Annotated in this window: 15 protein-coding genes; all 15 read right to left on the bottom strand. The window is 48.9% G+C overall.

Going from position 1 to position 17,356, the window contains the following annotated elements; genetic code table 11:
* On the bottom strand, positions 1-1,387 hold a 1,387-nt coding region (locus tag AC9UEP_RS04305), incomplete at its 3' end, for a ribonuclease E/G (RefSeq protein ID WP_509544299.1).
* Between the two features lie 202 nt (positions 1,388-1,589).
* Positions 1,590-2,750, bottom strand: a complete 1,161-nt coding sequence (gene rodA / locus AC9UEP_RS04300) for a rod shape-determining protein RodA (RefSeq protein WP_509544297.1) — start codon at positions 2,748-2,750, stop codon at positions 1,590-1,592.
* Positions 2,747-4,882: a penicillin-binding protein 2 gene (mrdA, locus tag AC9UEP_RS04295; protein ID WP_509544296.1), complete on the bottom strand. Its 2,136-nt coding sequence runs from the start codon at positions 4,880-4,882 to the stop codon at positions 2,747-2,749. The genes rodA and mrdA overlap by 4 nt, the downstream gene beginning before the upstream one ends.
* Complete coding sequence (gene mreD / locus AC9UEP_RS04290; RefSeq protein WP_509544294.1) at positions 4,879-5,400, bottom strand: rod shape-determining protein MreD; 522 nt, start codon at positions 5,398-5,400, stop codon at positions 4,879-4,881. Before mreD ends, mrdA begins: the two co-directional genes overlap by 4 nt.
* A 7-nt stretch (positions 5,401-5,407) precedes the next feature.
* Complete coding sequence (gene mreC, locus AC9UEP_RS04285; RefSeq protein WP_509544292.1) at positions 5,408-6,349, bottom strand: rod shape-determining protein MreC; 942 nt, start codon at positions 6,347-6,349, stop codon at positions 5,408-5,410.
* Between the two features lie 10 nt (positions 6,350-6,359).
* Positions 6,360-7,391, bottom strand: coding sequence for a rod shape-determining protein (locus tag AC9UEP_RS04280; protein ID WP_095693830.1), 1,032 nt, complete (start codon positions 7,389-7,391; stop codon positions 6,360-6,362).
* On the bottom strand, positions 7,392-7,814 hold the full coding sequence (gene ndk, locus AC9UEP_RS04275; RefSeq protein WP_509544290.1) for a nucleoside-diphosphate kinase: 423 nt from the start codon (positions 7,812-7,814) through the stop codon (positions 7,392-7,394).
* 13 nt (positions 7,815-7,827) lie between these two features.
* Entirely contained in the window at positions 7,828-8,163 is a 336-nt protein-coding gene (locus AC9UEP_RS04270) for a DUF4233 domain-containing protein (RefSeq protein ID WP_095697112.1), read from the bottom strand.
* On the bottom strand, positions 8,163-9,521 hold the full coding sequence (locus tag AC9UEP_RS04265; protein WP_509544288.1) for a bifunctional folylpolyglutamate synthase/dihydrofolate synthase: 1,359 nt from the start codon (positions 9,519-9,521) through the stop codon (positions 8,163-8,165). Before AC9UEP_RS04265 ends, AC9UEP_RS04270 begins: the two co-directional genes overlap by 1 nt.
* A complete protein-coding gene (locus tag AC9UEP_RS04260) occupies positions 9,522-12,101 on the bottom strand; it encodes a valine--tRNA ligase (RefSeq protein ID WP_509544286.1) in 2,580 nt (859 codons plus the stop codon).
* 21 nt (positions 12,102-12,122) lie between these two features.
* On the bottom strand, positions 12,123-13,421 hold the full coding sequence (gene clpX / locus AC9UEP_RS04255) for an ATP-dependent Clp protease ATP-binding subunit ClpX (protein WP_509544285.1): 1,299 nt from the start codon (positions 13,419-13,421) through the stop codon (positions 12,123-12,125).
* A 42-nt stretch (positions 13,422-13,463) separates the two neighbouring features.
* Positions 13,464-14,723 carry an MFS transporter gene (locus tag AC9UEP_RS04250; RefSeq protein WP_509544283.1) on the bottom strand — a complete coding sequence of 420 codons (1,260 nt, stop codon included), beginning with the start codon at positions 14,721-14,723 and terminating at the stop codon, positions 13,464-13,466.
* Positions 14,724-14,759: 36 nt separating this feature from the next.
* A complete protein-coding gene (locus tag AC9UEP_RS04245) occupies positions 14,760-15,380 on the bottom strand; it encodes an ATP-dependent Clp protease proteolytic subunit (protein ID WP_509544281.1) in 621 nt (206 codons plus the stop codon).
* A complete protein-coding gene (locus AC9UEP_RS04240) occupies positions 15,380-15,997 on the bottom strand; it encodes an ATP-dependent Clp protease proteolytic subunit (protein WP_190279106.1) in 618 nt (205 codons plus the stop codon). The genes AC9UEP_RS04245 and AC9UEP_RS04240 overlap by 1 nt, the downstream gene beginning before the upstream one ends.
* 126 nt (positions 15,998-16,123) lie before the next feature.
* Positions 16,124-17,356: trigger factor (gene tig, locus AC9UEP_RS04235; RefSeq protein ID WP_509544279.1), on the bottom strand; the 1,233-nt coding region annotated here is incomplete at its 5' end.

Genomic DNA, 17,356 nt, shown 5'->3' with positions numbered 1-17,356 from the left:
TGCGGAAATCTTCATTGAAGATATCGCGGATAACGCGCACGGCAAGATCTGGCTCAGAGAGCAGCAGCGCTGGTGCATGGAAGTTTGGATTTTCTGACTTCTGGAAAATATCTTCCCATTGCGCTTTCAGCCGCTCGACATCTGCGGTGAGTTCAACTTCAGAGACACCTTCTGCTGCTGTGCGCACAATGACGCCAGCAGTATCAGGAATTAAATTCTTAAGAATCCCTTTAAGGCGAGTGCGCTCTGATTCCGGAAGACGCTTTGAGATTCCACTCATGCCACCGCCAGGAACATAGACAACATATCGTCCTGGAAGTGAGATTTGGCTAGTAAGGCGGGCACCTTTTTGGCCAATCGGATCTTTTGTTACCTGAACAAGAACAGGTTGACCTGTCTTTAAGACCATTTCAATCTTGCGGGGTTGCGATTCAGAAATTCCGGCTGCATCCCAATTTACTTCACCAGCATAGAGAACAGCGTTACGACCCTTACCGATATCAACGAATGCTGCTTCCATCGATGGCAGCACGTTCTGCACGCGACCGAGATAGACGTTACCCACATAGGAGACGTTGGCATTTCTATTGACATAGTGCTCAACCATCACGTTATCTTCAATAACAGCAATCTGAATACGATCTCCGATTTGGCGAACAACCATCTCGCGATCAACATTTTCACGACGAGCTAAGAATTCGCCATCAGTAATGATGGTTCCACGGCGACGATATGGCTCGCGGTATTCACGAGACTCGCTGCGCCCACGATCGCGGTCGCGGCGATTGCGGGTTCCACGCTCTGTGCGCTCACGCGCTGGACGCTCAGCTTTTTCACGAACTTCGCGAACTTTAACGATAGTGACGACACCATCTTCATCAATGACTTCACCTGGTGTGATGCCTTCACCCGTTGCCCGACGGCGACGACGACGACGGTGTGTGCCACCTTCAGCCGAACCATCCTCAGAATCGCCAGATTCATCATCTGTACCTTCTTCAGAATCTAAATCATCCGTTGTTTGACCATCGACTTGTGGTTTACGACGACCGCGACCACCGCGACGGCGACGGCGATTGCGTCCGGCGCGGGAATCTGAATCATCGGAGTCAGCCTCTGCGGCAACTGGTTCAGCAGACTCTTTTGCCGGAGTTTGCTTCTTGGCCGCCTTTGCAGCTCGCTTAGGAGCGACCGCGTCGGTAGGAGCAGCTTGAAAGATAGGAACTGGAATCGCGGCAGCTTTCTTACGCGATTTAGGAGCAGCTTCAGTCTCAGGTGCGGCACTTTCTGAAGCATCTGCAGTTGTATCAACAGTGGGTACGCCTAATGATTTCTTACTTGATTTCTTAACCGCACGTTTGCGCGGTGATTTTGGCTCGATAGCCATGGCACCAAATCCTTTAGTGCGTACCTGCTTTTTCAATTAGCGATACGCAATCTCGTGGCCCAAAATGTTGTCATCTTGAGCAAAACTCATTTTTTAAGCTTTTGTGTAGTCCGCCGCAGGCGCGATAAAGATCGCTGGCCGCGCTGAACTGTTGGGCTAATTATGACAGATAAGTTGGTAGAAAACCTATTTTGAGCGTGAATCAGCCGCGCTGACTGGCGTGAACATTCTGCAGCAGGCCAATTCCGATCAGATTGGCGAACATGCTTGAGCCGCCATAAGAAAGGAAGGGCAGCGGAACGCCTGTCATGGGCATCAAGCCCAAGGTCATACCAATATTTTCAAATATCTGAAAAGCAAACCAGGCAATAACGCCGGTGCAGACAAGAGTCCCGTAGGGGTCCGTCGATCGTCTCGCAATGCCAAAAGCTCTCATCAAAATAGTGAGCAGTAGAAGAATAATTACCGAGCAGCCAACAAAGCCTAGTTCTTCACCTGCCACGGTAAAGATGAAGTCTGTCTGTTGCTCTGGCACAAATCGGCCATTTGTTTGTGGGCCATTAAATAAACCGGTACCGATCAGACCACCAGAGCCGACTGTGATGCGGGCTTGGCGTAATTGATATCCAGTACCCTGCGTGTCAGCGTTAGGGTTAACAAATGATTGCAATCTATTTACTTGGTATTCGTTAATAATCCCAGCCTTTGTTGCGACAAATCCACCAATTACTGCCAGCAAGATAAGACCAACAACCCACCGCGTGGGGGCGCCAGAGACAGCCAGGATTGTGACCACTGATGCGCTAATAATGAAGACTGTTCCCATATCCGGTTGCCGCAAAATAAGAAGGATCGGAAGTGCTGCAACTGCAAGTGCTTTAAGAATATCCTTTGTGCTTGGTTCATCTGAGTTATGTGTGCGCTCAGATAGCAACATTGAAATTCCAATAATGATTGAAATCTTTGCAATCTCGGCCGGTTGAATCTGGAAACCTGCCGGAAGCCGTATCCAGGCTTTGGCTCCATTAATTTCACTGCCCACTCCCGGAATAAGGACCAGAATTAATCCCAGAACGCCAAAGCCCCAGATGAAGGGGGTGTAGGCGCGAAGCAAGCGGTAATCAATGATCGTTGTTCCCCAGGCAAGTGCTAAACCAATAACAATGTTAATTACATGTCGCTTTAGGTAGTACTCGGGATCAAGGCCGTTAGCTGAGTACCAATCACGTGTGGCTGCATATACCAACAGCGTTCCGATGATGAGTAGGCCAGCGACGGCAGCGCTAAGAAATGGGTCAAAGCCGGTAAAGAAGGATTTATTTCGCGCGCGGCGATACCGATTGCGATTAAGGAATGTACTCATGGCGTAGTCACCGGTATCTCCTTCTTCGCGATATCTAGATTTAATATTGATGCAGCCGGTTTCTTGGCCGGTGAGATACGAGGCAACTTAATCGGTGGTTTTCCCTTAGGAAATAACGCTAGTTCAGGTTTAACAATATTGCCTTGCACACCGAAGAGAGTCTCGTAAATTTGTCGCACACCCAGACCTGATGTACTAGATCCAAAACCACCTTGGCTAACCATCATGACAACTGCGTAACGCGGCTTCTTAGCAGGTGCAAACGAGGCATACCAAGAGGTGTCAGCTTTCTGTGTTCCATTTGAGTTCTTACCAAAGACTTGGGCGGTTCCGGTCTTGCCCGCTGTTGGAATTGGAAAACGTGAAAAGACTCCGGCAGAAGTTCCGCTCAGGGTCACTTCCTGGAGCGCATCATGAAGGAATGCGATGGTCTCGGCATCGGCGGTAAGTTCACCCAACTTCACCGGCTCAAATCTCTTGATGACCTTGCCTTGCTGGTTAAGAATCGCTTTTGCAACAGTGGGTTGCCAAATAGTTCCGCCATTTGCAATCGCGGCATACATTTGCGCCAATTTAATCGGTGTGATCACGGTATCGCCTTGGCCGATAGAGAAGTTTACTGCATCTCCACCTCGAATTTTATCTCCATCTATGCAGTTCTCCCGAGCAAGCTGGAGTAAGAATGCGGTCTGTTGCGCCTTTGTTGCGCGATCTCTGTAGTTACAGTAGAAATCTTTATTCTGGGCATACCAAGACTTCTTCCACTCGCGGTTAGCAAGTCGGCCAGCTGATTCTGACGGTAGATCTACCCCTGTTTTCACTCCCATCTGAAAACTCTTTGCCGCGTTAAAGAAATAGTCATTAGGATTTGATTTAGGTCTAAGACCACCGTCTCGCACCCATTCGTCGTATGCGATTTGATACCAAATTGTGTCGCATGAGATCGCAATTGCCTTCTTCATGGAGATATTTCCTTGAGCCTTACTTTCAAAGTTTTTGAAGGCTCGAGTTCCTATCTGCACCTCGGCTGGGCATGCGTAGCTTTTATTTAAATCATAACCCGCATTCTTGGCTGCAATCACAGAGACTGCTTTAAATGTAGAAGCGGGTGCATAGAGTCCTTGCAACGCTCGATTCAGCGCCGGAACGCCAGTGCTCTCGCTATAGAGCGCCTCTGCTTCTTTAACTGTTAGGCCACGTTCAAATGCATTGGGATCAAAGGATGGATAAGAAGCCAACGCGAGTACTTGCCCGTTTCGAACATCAAGAACTACAGCAGCACCACCATCGGCTCGATATCCCATCGAGCGTGCACGATTGACTGCTTCACCCAGCGCTTTTTCACTAGCGGCTTGAAGTCTGACATCTAAACTTGTCACCAAGTGATTACCAGCTATCGGTTTTGTATTCTGGCTAGTACTTGTCACCGCTTCTTTGCGGTCAACAATAAATGTCTTAATTCCAGGAACACCGCGCAGATATTCGTCGTATTCGATTTCAAGGCCGGTCTTACCAATATATTCAGAACGGAAGTAGGTGCGCCCGTTAGCACCGGCGAGATCAGCTTCTGTCAGTGGTCCGACGTAACCCAGAACATGACTTCCGGTGACGCCCAGTGTTTGCGGGTAACTTCTAATGGCAACAGGTGTGGCAGAGATTCCAGGGTAGCGATCTGATCTTTCCACAATCCGAAGCGCAAGTGCTGGGTCAGCAGACTTTGTTATAGGAATCGGTTGGAAACGTGAACCAGTCCAACATCCAGCGCGCACTCCCTTGGGTAACTCACCACATAAGCGGGTGCGCTGCCACACATCAGCGTATTGGAGTCCTAATAACTTAACGAGCTTTCGTAGCACGGCAACGCCCTTATCAGGCAACTTATCAATCACGGTCCGATCAACAGTGATAGCTAGCGCCACCTTGCTCAGCGCCAGCGGAACGCCAGAAGAATCAACAATAAATCCACGATTTGCCGGAGTTGCAACGTCGCGGCTTTGAATACTGAGTGCGGCATCGCGATATGTCGGACCCGCTGCAACCTGAAGATAAAAAAGTCGACCAAGGAGTGCAATCATCAACGATGCGAAAAAGACTTGAATCACCAACAAACTTAAACGTGAGCGTTGATTCATATCAGTGATCTAGTCCCATAGACATTTGCGTGTATGAAAGCCAAAATCTTAAGGACCAGTGGTGAGACTATTGCTGTCCAAAATGCTGAACCGGCTAAGAGAAATGCAATATGGGCGATACTTCCTAGCTCTTGCCCGAGTAAAAATCCCAGGATCAAGAAAACAAATTGGCTAGCCACGACTCCCACAGTGGTAATAAGAGCGATGTTGATGGGATTAGAACGTATGTTGTCATCACCATAACCTAGAAATGCAACGCCATAACCAGCCAAGATGAGAACAAGGGTCCAGTGGCCCATTGGGCCAGGAGAACTTTGCGATAGGTCCATCAATATGCCGGCACCGAAGCCGGTAAGAGCGCCAATCTCTGGTGTGCTCAGCGTTGCCCAGATAAGGGTAGCGATGAGAAGAAGAGAGACACCACCGAGCGGCAATCTGAGTTGAGTAATGAATGCTTCTTGTATTACATAGATAAAAAGAAATATGGGAATAGAAAGAAGATATCTACGGATTGTCATGATGGCATCAAGGTTGCGTGCTGGTAGATGGAGAAGGTGATGGAGACGGTGTTGCATAAATAGTCACTGTTGGAAGTGGCGTTGGGACAGGCTTAGTGGGTACCAATGAATCCCGGGGATCAGATTCCGGGCTGGCGATCACAACTGCGACAACGCCAAGGGTAGAGAAGTTGGCATAGAACCTAACCTCAGCAGTTTGTGCGACAGCGCCGGGTGAATTATCAACCGAAGTTACTTCCCCAATTGGTACTCCTGGAACAAAGGGGCGTCCGCTATCACTTCCTCGTGCAAGGAGTGCATCTCCAGCCTTTACAGTTGTGGTGTTATCAAGTAACTGTAGGACAGCAGTGCGAGAACCTTGCCCGCTCAGGATTCCGATTTGTTCTGACTTTGCGATGCGTGCACCAATTCGAAATGCTGGATCTGAAGCTAGCTGCACAAGAGAGCTATTTGGGTAGGCAGCCTTCACAACTCCAACGAGACCATAACCGGAGATCACCGTCATATTGCTCCGAATTCCAGAATTTGTCCCGGCGTCAATTGTGATTGTCTGAGTAAATGATGTACTTGGGCCTTGTGAAATAACTTTTGCGTTGACAACTTTATATCCACCGCCACCAGCGAGATTCAGCACGCTCTTTAATTGCTTCAGCTGGGCATCAGCAGTCTTTCGATTGAGTAGAGTGTTGCGCAGAGTCTCATTTTCAGCCTTGAGTTTTTCAATTTGGTTGCGGGTGCGCCCCAAGTGAGTGACATCAGATGCGAAATTACGAAGCGGCGTAAGGGCCCAAGAGCCCACTTTTTGCACCGGCGTTAGTACTGTCTGGGTTCCTGTGCGCACACCATTGATCACTGATACGCCACGAAGATCCAAAGTAATCAGGAATAGTGAAGTAACAATTAATACGATGATGAGTAAGCGACCGCGGTTGTCGCCGCCGTAGCGCACTGTGAATTACCTATCGACGAGGCTCGGAGATCAAAACCTTTTCCAGGGCTTCAAACTCTTCAATGCATTTTCCGGAACCTTCAACAACCGCGTCCAGGGGACGGTCTGCAATGTGAATTGGCATTCCGGTCTCTTTGCGAAGTCGCTCATCTAGTCCCTTAAGAAGTGCGCCGCCACCAGTAAGAACAATGCCGCGATCCATCAGATCAGAAGAAAGTTCTGGTGGGCACTTATCAAGAGTTGCCTTTACTGCGTTAATGATTTGGTTGACCGGCTCTTCCAGTGCTTTGCGAATTTCGGCAGCTGTAACGACGATGGTCTTGGGAAGTCCGGTGGCAAGGTCGCGACCACGAATTTCTGCATCATTTTCACCCTGAAGTGGGTATGCCGAACCGATTGCCATCTTGATCTCTTCCGCGGTGCGCTCACCCAAAAGCAGTGAGTATTCACGCTTGGTCCAGTTAATAATTGATTGATCGAGCTCATCGCCGCCAATACGGATTGATAGCGCAGTGACGATTCCACCCAGTGAAATCACGGCAACTTCAGTAGTTCCGCCACCAATATCTACCACCATATTTCCGGTTGGTTCGTGGATGGGAAGACCAGCGCCAATAGCGGCGGCCATTGGCTCTTCAATGATGTAGACCTTACGCGCACCTGCGGCATATCCAGCATCCTTAACTGCGCGCTGCTCCACACCGGTAATTCCTGATGGAACACAAACCACAATACGTGGCTTAGCCAGGTAGCTACGACGGTGCACTTTTTGAATAAAGTACCGGAGCATGCGCTCGGTTGTGTCGAAGTCTGCAATCACGCCATCTTTAAGTGGACGAATGGCAACGATGTTGCCAGGAGTACGACCAATCATCTTCTTGGCTTCAAGTCCAACAGCTAAAATGCCACCAGTATCTTGGTTAATGGCGACAACGGAAGGTTCATTAAGAACGATGCCGCGACCTCGAACATAAACAAGCGTGTTTGCAGTTCCTAGGTCAACGGCCATATCGCGGCCAATGAATGACATTCTGTTAGACATTTATTTCCCCTCGAAGAAAATAGCTATTTCACGTGCAGCAGATTCAGGTGAATCTGAGCCGTGAACAATATTTTGCACAACCTTAGTTCCTTGATCACGAGCAAGATCCCCGCGGATTGTTCCGGGCGCTGCCACTGTTGGATCAGTAACTCCGGCCAATGATCTAAATCCCTCGATGACCCGATTTCCTTGCGCAACGATGGCAACGATAGGACCTGACAACATGAACTCAACAAGTGGTTCAAAGAATGGCTTACCTTGATGTTCCGCGTAATGCTTTTCAAGCAGCACGCGATCTGCTTGCAACATCCGCAGCGCTGCAATGGTGTATCCCTTAGCTTCAATCCGAGCGATTACTTCGCCAACTAATCCGCGCGCCACACCATCTGGCTTAACCAGGACGAGGGTTTTTTCTAGGCTCACGGGGGTCAGTCTATTAGGCGTCAGGAGTGCGTGTCGCCATCAGGGCAGCGCGAGCAGCCTCACCCTTGCGACCGACAATAATGGCGGCAATCCAGAGTCCCCCGAAAATCAGGCCCACGATAGCCATTGATGGCACCACCACGGCATATCCGATCATCAAGATTTGCAAGATTGAGCCGAGAATCCACCCGGCTCGTTTCTTTAATAGCCCTGGGGTGAGAAGAAGAAGTATGGCAATAACCGCTCCAGCGACAATAGTTGAAGCCTCGTGATTATCTTTGGCAAGCAGCATCGCAAAACCCATGATGAAAAATTCCATTACCAAGACTGCCGAACCAAGGACGCGCATTACTTAGCTACCTTTGTAAATTTCTTTCGCAGAATTCTACGCGCATCCCCTGCTGTGACAACAGAGCCAGTGACCAAAATTCCGATGGTCTCATCACTAAGTGGTCTGATTGCATCCATGATTGCCTTATCCAGGGCATCGGCTAACTTCTCGTGCGCAAAGACCCGATCATGTCCGAAGATTTCAATAGCCATCTTTTCTAGCTCATCAATATTTGTTGAGCGAACAGAGCTATTGGTTGTGACGATGATGGAATCCATTACCTGCTCAAGTTCCAGCAGAATCCCCCGAATATCTTTATCGCCCATCGGCGCAACGACCCCGATAATTTCATCAAAGGTGAACTCACTTTGAATTGTCTCGGCAATGGCGGCCGCCCCATGCGGATTATGCGCCGCATCTAGAATAATGGTCGGGTCTCGGTGGAGCACTTCACAGCGTCCAGGAGATGTCACAGCAGCAAATCCTGCGCGCACCGCTTCGATATCTAACTCTTGGTCGCCAAAGAATGCCTCCACTGCCACAAGTGCGGCAGCTGCATTTGATGCCTGGTGTTTGCCATGTAAAGGCAAGAAGATATCTTCATACGTATCTTGAGCCCCGCGAATAGTTAACAACTGCCCTCCCACTGCCACCGAGCGTGACATCACAGCGTATTCAATGCCTTCGCGCACAACATCTGCGCCCACCGATGCTGCTCGCTTGAGTAACTCTTTGGCAGCTTCCGGCTCTTGATGTGCCAGAACGATAAAACCAGATTCTTTAATGATGCCCGCCTTTGTCTGGGCAATCTCGGCCAGCGTTTCACCCAAATACTCAGTGTGATCTAGGTCGATTGGCATCAGAACTGAAACATCTGCAAGAACAACATTGGTGGCATCCCACTCGCCTCCCATGCCTACTTCAATCACACCCACATCGATCGGATGCTCTGCAAAAGCAGCGAAAGCAAGTGCTGTCAGGGCTTCAAAGTATGAGATTGGATGTTCGAATTTCGAATCCATCATGTCAATGTATGCGGCAATATCGTTGTAAGAAAAAACAAGTGCTTGCGCGTCAATCGGTTGGCCGTTAATTGCAATTCGCTCCACAAAACTTTCCAGGTGCGGGCTAGTAAATCGCCCAGTTCGCAGGCCCATCTCAAAGAGAAGTGAATCAATCATGCGCGATGTAGTGGTCTTGCCATTGGTGCCGCCCACATGAATGGTGGGATAGGTAAGTTGTGGAGACCCTAAAACATCGACAAGTGCGGCGATTCGCTCCAACGATGGCTCAATCTGTGTTTCCGGCCAGCGAGTTAACAGCGCCTTCTCGATCGTATCGAGGTGAACTTGGTCCTCTGGGGTGATCTCACTCATTTACTTAAGCGCTGCCAGCTGCGCTGTGATGCGCTCGATATCACTTGTTGTCACGGCAAGTCTTTCTTTAATTTCCTTCACCACATCTGCCGGGGCTTTGGCCATAAATCCTTCATTGTTTAACTTCACTTCAGCTGTCTTTAAATCTTTTTGGGCGGTGGCAAGGTCTTTGGTAAGTCGGGTGCGCTCTGCTGCCACATCTACCGTGCCAGAGAGATCGAGTTCAACTTTGATTGCGCCAATTTCAACTGAGGCACTCGGTGTGAACTCAGTTAGTTCTAATTTAAGCAAGAATGCCATCGCAGTTGCATAAGCAGCGACATCAGCTGGTGCAATAAATCGGCCCGGAATCTTTACACTTGGCTTCACGCCTTGGTCATTACGAAAACGGCGAACTTCGGTAATGACTTTTTGAAGTTCGCCCACAAGATTCTCTGCCTTTTTATTGATGTGGGCAGAATCAGCAATTGGCCATTGCGCAGTGACGAGAGTTTCACCGCCCGTAAATGTGGTCCACAATTCTTCAGTAATAAATGGCATCACTGGGTGTAGCAGGCGGAAAAGTGTGTCCAGCACATGACCCAGCACGCGCTGGGATGCAGCCGCGTTACCGGAAGCAAAAGCTTCTTTTGAAAGCTCCAGATACCAGTCGCAGAGGTCATCCCAGGCAAAGTGATAAACCACTTCGCAGGCACGGGCAAACTCATAGCGTTCAACTAAGTCGGTGTATTCAGTAGTTGTTTCACTTAACCGCGAAAGTACCCACTGATCAATCTCTGACAAGGTTTCCATCGCTGGCAATGGACCTTGAACAGTTGCCCCGTTCATCATCGCAAAGCGAGTGGCGTTCCAGAGCTTGGTTGCAAAATTACGAGAACCTGCAATCCAATCTTCGGCCAGGGCCTGATCTTTTCCAGGATTTGATCCGCGGGCCAAGGTAAAGCGCAGCGCATCGGCGCCGTACTTATCAATAAATTCAAGTGGGTCCACCACATTGCCGCGAGATTTAGACATCTTCTTGCCATATTGATCGCGCACCAGGCCATGTAAAACGATGGTGTGAAATGGTGGCACGCCATCCATAGCAAATAACCCAAACATCATCATGCGTGCTACCCAGAAGAATAAAATGTCATAACCGGTAACAAGAACACTCGTTGGATAGAACTTCTTCACATCTGCGGTGTTATTCGGCCAGCCGAGAGTGGAAAAAGGCCAGAGCGCTGATGAGAACCAGGTATCTAAGACATCTGGATCTTGGGTATATCCAGCAGGTGCTTTTTCCCCGGGGCCAACTACAACTACTTCATCATTAGGTCCATACCAGACTGGAATTCGATGGCCCCACCAGAGCTGGCGCGAGATACACCAGTCATTTAAATTATCGACCCAATCGAAGTAACGAGGTGCCAGCTCTTCTGGTTCAATCTTTACTCGACCATCACGGACGGCATCCCCTGCTGCCTGCGCAAGTGTTGCTACTTTAACAAACCATTGCTTTGATAAACGCGGCTCCACTGTTGTTTCACAGCGCGAGCAATGTCCTACTGCGTGAATGTAGGGACGTTTTTCAGCAACAATCCGGCCCAGCTCGCGCAGCTTTGCGACAACTGCCACACGTGCGTCAAAGCGATCCATCCCATCGAATTCTGTGCCCGTTCCAGCCATCACACCATGCTCGTTCATGATGACAACGAAAGGAACATTGTGGCGAAGAGCCATTTCAAAGTCATTCGGGTCGTGGGCTGCGGTGACCTTAACCGCACCAGTACCAAAGTCAGGGTCAACTAGTTCATCGGCGATGATAGGAATCATGCGATTGACCAATGGCAGCATCACTTCGGTGCCAATCAGGTGTTTGTAGCGAGGATCATCTGGGTGCACAGCCACTGCGCCATCGCCCATCATTGTTTCCGCGCGCGTAGTTGCAACAACAATGCTCTGCTCGCCATCGCCATAGCGAACTGAAACGAATTCGCCAGCAACATCTTGATGTTCAACTTCAATATCAGAAAGGGCGGTAAGGCAACGTGGGCACCAGTTAATGATTCGCTCTGCGCGATAGATGAGCCCTTGATCAAATAATTTCTTAAATATTGTTAAAACAGCCTGCGAAAGATTCTCATCCATTGTGAACGCTTCGCGAGACCAATCAACGCTATCGCCAAGTCGCTTCATCTGTCCGAGAATTTGTCCGCCAGATTCAGCCTTCCACTCCCACACTTTCTTTACAAACTCTTCCCGACCGAGATCATGGCGAGAAAGCCCCTTAGTTGCTAATTGTTTTTCCACAACATTCTGCGTTGCAATTCCGGCATGGTCCATTCCGGGAAGCCAGAGCGCTTCAAAGCCTTGCATGCGCTTCATGCGAGTGAGGCAATCTTGCAGAGTTTGATCTAGGGCATGGCCGATATGTAAATTGCCCGTGACATTGGGGGGTGGAATAACGATGGTAAATGGTTCTTTAGATGAGTTGGCATCGGCTGTGAAGTAACCAGCAGCTAGCCACTTGGTATAGAGCGGGCCTTCGATTTCACTCGGCGTAAATGCCGGTGCTAGCTCGCGCTTTTCTAAAGACATAGAGCGCAGTCTAGTTTACCTTTACGCGCTTTTCTCCTCTGTGTTCTTCTCGCGACGAGAAGCGCGCTTAGCAATATCGCCGGTGCGTGGCAGCAAGGTGGGGGCGGTGCTATCTAAGATGCAACTCTTTTCGATGATTACCTTGGCGATATCTGTGCGGCTCGGGATGTCATACATGACCCCAAGTAATACTGATTCCATGATTGCACGAAGTCCACGTGCACCAGTTCCGCGAATAAGGGCAAGGTCGGCCACCGCTTCCAGGGCATCTAGTGAAAATTCGAGTTCCACATCATCGAGATCAAAGAGCTTCTGATACTGCTTTACCAACGCATTCTTTGGCTCAGTAAGGATTTGCATGAGAGCCGGATTATCAAGATTTTCCACACTGGTAAGAACTGGCAAACGGCCGATGAATTCTGGAATCATTCCAAACTTGAGCAGGTCTTCTGGCATGACATCGGCAAAGATATCTTTGCGATTCTTCTCTTCGGCAGTCTGTAGTTCGGCACCGAAACCAACGCCTGCGGAACCACTGCGTGATTCAATAATTTTATCCAGGCCAGCAAATGCGCCACCAACAATAAAGAGGACATTTGTTGTGTCAATCTGAATAAATTCTTGATGTGGGTGTTTACGACCGCCTTGTGGTGGAACAGAGGCAACTGTTCCCTCCAGGATCTTAAGCAGCGCTTGCTGGACACCTTCACCTGAAACATCGCGTGTAATTGAAGGGTTTTCAGATTTGCGCGCCACCTTATCGATTTCATCAATGTAGATGATTCCGGTCTCGGCCTTCTTCACATCGTAATCTGCCGCCTGCAAAAGCTTGAGCAATATGTTCTCAACATCTTCCCCGACATATCCGGCCTCGGTAAGCGCAGTTGCATCTGCAATAGCAAAGGGAACGTTGAGCATACGTGCCAGAGTTTGTGCCATCAGCGTCTTACCGCAGCCAGTTGGACCAAGCAGGAGAATATTTGATTTTGCTAATTCGATTCCATCTTCATTGCGCGAATCTCCAGATTGCACGCGCTTGTAGTGGTTATAGACCGCAACTGAAAGTGACTTCTTTGCCCGGTCTTGCCCGATGACATATTGATCAAGGAATTCAAAGATGGCGTGTGGTTTAGGAAGTTCACTCAGGCCAAGTGAGGAAGCTTCCGAAAGTTCCTCAACGATGATCTCATTACAGAGTTCAATACATTCATCGCAGATATAAACGCCAGGCCCTGCAATAAGTTTCTTAACCTGCTTCTGCGTTTTTCCGCAGAAGGAGCATTTGAGGAGGTCGTTAGCTTCGCCAATTCGTGTGGACATGGGTGTAAGGATAGTTTTTATAGTGAAAAATTGCGCGTGAAATCAAGCCTGACTTTGTTCGCCTATAGGTGAATATGGCGGTAATTTCGACTTCATCTCTTTAACTCCCGGCACGAGAAGTACCAATGCGCAGATTGCCAGATGGAAAATAGCGACACCAATGAGCAACTCTTTCTCGCCAAAAATATTTACTAGTGGGCCAACCAACGCCATGCCAAGCGGCATCAACCCCATCGTGCCCATGTAATCCAAACTAAATACCCGTCCCTGATATTCAGCCGGCACTTCACGTTGCACCGATGTTGACCAGAATGCCTCCCATGGTCCCACTGAAAAACCGGCGAGCAGATAGGCAAAAAGAATTAAGGGAGCTGAAGAAGGAAATGCCAGAATTAGAGGTGCAAAGATAAATAGCCCCCACACCACGACCGAGACCAACCCTTCATTTTTTACTTTCCACTTAATAAAGATGACTGCAGATATAGCTCCCCCCACACTGAAAAGTGCCGCGGAGGCTGCATATACCGATGCATCACCAAATTCGCGCTTGGTAATTACGGGAAGCAGCACATTTTCCACACCGATAACAAGCATCAATTGCACAGATGCCATCACGATCATGGCGGCAATCCACTTGTAGTACCAGACAACTCGAACACCCTCTCGCAAATCTTGCACGAAGTGGTTGGCCCCATTCTCATTTTTCGCAATCGGACCTTCATCAATACGAACCAGAATTGCGGCCCCCGCCAAAAAGAAGATGGAGCATGCAACATAGGTTGCATGAGTTCCAAAGGCGACAAGCAGTACTCCGGCTACACCAGGACCGGCAATCTGTGATGTGCGCAGGGCAATTCCGCGAAGCACATTTCCAGCAGGCAACAAATGATCAGGCAAGATACTTGGCATCAGAGCTTGCGCTGCCGGTGCGCCAAAACCATCAGAGATTCCCATCAACACAACAATCAGACCTAAGATCCACATCGAAATCTGCGCAGGATCTATAAAGACAACTACCGAACCAATGACTGCTCGAAAACCATCGGCGGCAATCAGAACTGTTTTCCTGGGCAATCGATCAACTACGACGCCACCTACCGGAGAAAATAGGACGCCAGAGAGAACACGTGCCCCCAGAATCAGTCCCAGGGTGGTGATGGTTCCACCGGCATCAAGAACGGTTACGGCAAGTGCAATCGGAAATGCAGACATGGCAAGAATGGTGAGAATCGTTGATATCCATAAGTTGCGATATGCCGGGTATGAAAAAAGAGCGCCGGGTTCGAAATATTTCTTTAGCATTTTCGAACCAGACGCCCCTTTAGTGAAATTGTGTGCTTAAGGCTTTGCCTTACGTGAAGCCATTACCTTATCGATGATTCCGTATTCAACAGCTTCGGCTGCTGTAAGAATCTTGTCCCGCTCAATATCTTTCTCAATTTCTACCACAGTCTTATTTGAGTGCTTAGCCAGCATGGTCTCTAGTAATCCACGCATACGAAGAATCTCGCGTGCTTGAATTTCAATATCTGATGCCTGTCCGCCACCTTCAGATGAAGGTTGGTGAATCAAGATACGTGAGTGCTCCAGGCCATAACGCTTACCTTTTGTGCCACCGGCCAAGATGATTGCGGCAGCTGATGCCGCTTGGCCTAGACAGATTGTTGTGATGTCTGGGCGAACAAATTGCATGGTGTCATAAATTGCGGTGAGGGCGGTAAATGAACCACCGGGTGAGTTGATGTAGATCGAGATATCGCGATCTGGATCCATTGATTCCAGAGTCAATAGCTGAGCCATGACATCGTTTGCTACAGTGTCATCGATTGCCTGACCAAGGAAAATGATGCGCTCTTCAAATAACTTTGTATATGGGTCTAGGCGCTTGAAACCGTAGGCGGTCTTCTCTTCAATTGTTGGAAGAACGTAGCGGTTCGTAATTTCTTGAATGTGCTTCATTACTTCTTACCTCCCGCGATTTGGCCTTCATTTGAAGCGATGTGATCGATAAATCCATAGGCAAGTGCATCCTTAGCATTAAACCAATTATCGCGATCTGAATCAGCAATAATCTTTTCTAGCGGTTGCCCAGTGTGCTTGGCATTAAGTTCAGACATCGTCTGCTTGGTAATCGCCATCTGCTCTGCCTGAATCCGAATATCTGTTGCTGTTCCGCCGATGCCACCTAGTGGTTGGTGCATCAAGATGCGTGCATTGGGAGTTGCATAACGCTTGCCAGGTGCGCCAGCTGTGAGCAGGAATTGCCCCATTGAGGCGGCCATTCCCATGGCAACTGTTGCAACATCGTTTTTGATGTAATGCATCGTGTCATAGACAGCCATACCTGCAGTTACTGATCCGCCAGGTGAGTTGATGTATAGGTAAATGTCTTTCTCAGAATCTTCTGCTGCTAGTAATAGCATCTGCGCGCAGATGGCATTGGCCATCTCATCGCGCACTTCACCGGCAAGAAAGATGATCCGCTCACGCAGCAAGCGACTATAAATCTGATCGCCGAGTCCAAATGGTTCTGAACCAACTGAGCGCGCTACAGGCGTATTCTCCTGTGGGTTAATAAAATCCACGTTTCATCCTTCCAATAACTTTCCCTTGTATTGACCTTAACAATTACCGCGCCATATTGCTTCCCAAATATGAGAGATAGGCGTCAAAAACTCTGATGTTCGCTTACGGCTAAAGAGCTATTCGGCTTCGGCAGGTGTTTGCGGCCCTTGTGCTGGGCGGAGCGCCTCAAGATCAATGGCATTGCCGGACTTGTCGACAACTGATACTCGACCAAGTACTGATGCAAGTGCCTTCGCGCGAGTTACTTCGGCAACCACCTGGCTAATTTGACCAGCCTTTTGTAGTTCCTGGGCAAACTGCTCCGGACCCATTCCATAACGCTGTGACATGCGAATGAGGTATTCCGTAAGTTCGATTTCAGAGACTTGAACTTCTTCCACCTTCACAATGGCGTCGAGTAAGAAATCAGATTTAATCGATGCTCGAACTTGGCCATCTACTTCAGCGCGGTGTTCCGCATCGTCGCTGCGACCTTCACCCTCGAGATGCTCATTTACTTCCTCGAGCACGATCTCATCTGGAACTGGAATATCAAGGTCGGCAAGTAACTTTTCTAGAAGTAGGTCGCGTGCTTGCGCGCCCTGTTCCATCTTCTTCACACGTGATAAGCGCTCTGCGATATTAGCTTTAAGCTCAGCTAAAGTATCGAATTCAGATGCCAACTTGGCAAATGAATCATCGGCTGCCGGTAGCTCGCGCTCTTTCACGGTCTTCACAACGATTTCAACATCGCCTTTTTCGTCATCTTTTTGACCAACTAGTTGAGTTGTAAAAGTCTTGGCATCTCCCGCACTCATTCCAACGAGCGCCTCATCTAGTCCGTCAATCATGCGATTAGAGCCAACCTCATAGGAAATCTCATTCGCTTTTCCACCATCTACTTCAGAACCATCAATGCGGGCTGTGAGATCGATAGTGACAAAATCACCAGATTGTGTGGCACGCTCTACTGAATTTAGCGTTCCAAAGCGAGCGCGAAGCTCATCTACCTGCTCATTGATATCTGTATCTGCGACAACAACATCATCTACTGTGACAGTAATCTTAGAAAAGTCTGGAAGTGCCACTTCTGGACGCACATTTACCTCAACGGTAAAGATGAGCTTGTCGTTATCGACAAACTCCTTGACATCAACAGTGGGGCGTCCCACAACGAGCACATCATGCTCGCGAGCGGCTTTCCCATAAAACTCTGGCAGAGCGGTATTAATCGCCTCATCAATAACTGTTCCGCGTCCCACGCGCTGATCAATCATCGCAGCCGGAACTTTCCCCTTACGAAAACCTGGAACGTTTACCTGTGTTGCCACCTTCTTATACGCAGCTGCAACATGGTTAGTTAACTCGGC

The organism is Candidatus Planktophila sp., assembly GCF_040402315.1.
GTDB lineage: Bacteria > Actinomycetota > Actinomycetes > Nanopelagicales > Nanopelagicaceae > Planktophila.
This window is presented reverse-complemented; position numbering and strand designations above follow the sequence as displayed.

Excerpts from the sequence above, each read along its gene's own strand:
- AC9UEP_RS04270 (WP_095697112.1), bottom strand. The coding sequence starts at position 8,163 with ATGCGCGTCCTTGGTTCGGCAGTCTTGGTAATGGAATTTTTCATCATG.
- mrdA (WP_509544296.1), bottom strand. The coding sequence starts at position 4,882 with ATGAATCAACGCTCACGTTTAAGTTTGTTGGTGATTCAAGTCTTTTTC.
- AC9UEP_RS04260 (WP_509544286.1), bottom strand. The coding sequence starts at position 12,101 with ATGTCTTTAGAAAAGCGCGAGCTAGCACCGGCATTTACGCCGAGTGAA.
- AC9UEP_RS04265 (WP_509544288.1), bottom strand. The coding sequence starts at position 9,521 with ATGAGTGAGATCACCCCAGAGGACCAAGTTCACCTCGATACGATCGAG.
- AC9UEP_RS04250 (WP_509544283.1), bottom strand. The coding sequence starts at position 14,723 with ATGCTAAAGAAATATTTCGAACCCGGCGCTCTTTTTTCATACCCGGCA.
- rodA (WP_509544297.1), bottom strand. The coding sequence starts at position 2,750 with ATGAGTACATTCCTTAATCGCAATCGGTATCGCCGCGCGCGAAATAAA.
- mreD (WP_509544294.1), bottom strand. The coding sequence starts at position 5,400 with ATGACAATCCGTAGATATCTTCTTTCTATTCCCATATTTCTTTTTATC.
- AC9UEP_RS04245 (WP_509544281.1), bottom strand. The coding sequence starts at position 15,380 with ATGAAGCACATTCAAGAAATTACGAACCGCTACGTTCTTCCAACAATT.
- AC9UEP_RS04280 (WP_095693830.1), bottom strand. The coding sequence starts at position 7,391 with ATGTCTAACAGAATGTCATTCATTGGCCGCGATATGGCCGTTGACCTA.
- clpX (WP_509544285.1), bottom strand. The coding sequence starts at position 13,421 with ATGTCCACACGAATTGGCGAAGCTAACGACCTCCTCAAATGCTCCTTC.